This window comes from Pararhodospirillum oryzae (genome assembly GCF_007992075.1).
GTDB classification, from domain to species: domain Bacteria; phylum Pseudomonadota; class Alphaproteobacteria; order Rhodospirillales; family Rhodospirillaceae; genus Pararhodospirillum; species Pararhodospirillum oryzae.
The window spans coordinates 1-754 of sequence record NZ_BJZO01000194.1; the positions used below are offsets into that span (position 1 = coordinate 1).

Below are 754 nucleotides of genomic sequence, written 5' to 3' on the forward strand. Positions count from 1 at the left end.
GGGCGACCAGACCGGTGGCGGTGCCCACGTCCTTGGCCGAGGTCCCGGTGGCATCGGCGGCGGTTTGCATGCCATCGGCGCTGTGGGCTACCTGGGCCGCGCCCGACGAGGCCAGCTGAATGGCCCGGGAAATCTCGTGGGTCGCCGCCCCTTGTTCCTCGATCGCGGCGGCGATGGTGGCCGAGATCTCGTTGACCTGGGTAATCGCCTGGGCAATGCGTTCGATCGCCCCCACGCTTTGCAGGGTCTGACCCTGGATGTCGGTGATCTGACGAGCGATTTCCTCGGTGGCCTTGGCGGTCTGGTTGGCCAGCGCCTTGACCTCGCCCGCGACCACGGCGAACCCCTTGCCCGCGTCGCCGGCCCGGGCCGCCTCGATGGTGGCGTTGAGCGCCAGCAGGTTGGTCTGGCTCGCGATGTCGGTGATCAGGGTCACCACCTGGCCGATGCGGGCGGCGGCCTCGGAAAGGGCGCGCACGCTGGCGTTGGTGTCCTCGGCCAGGGCCACGGCCTCGCCCACCACGGTGGTGGAGCGGGTGACCTGCACCGAGATCTCGCCGATCGCGGCGGTCATCTCCTCGGCGGCGGCGGCCACCGACTGGACATTGCTGGTGGTGTCCTGAAGGGCCTGGTTGACCTCGGTGGTCCGTTCCAGGGACATCCGCGCCGTGTCGCCCATGGCGTGGGCCGTCCGGTCGAGTTCCTCGGACGCGACCGACAGGCTGGCCAGGATTTCGCCCATCTGCGTTTCAAA

At 69.5% G+C, this 754-nt stretch carries 1 protein-coding gene; it reads right to left on the reverse strand.

Translation table 11 applies throughout. From position 1 onward, the window contains the following. The coding region (locus ROR02_RS16475; RefSeq protein WP_246135607.1) for a methyl-accepting chemotaxis protein at window positions 1–754 on the reverse strand (754 nt) is incomplete at both ends.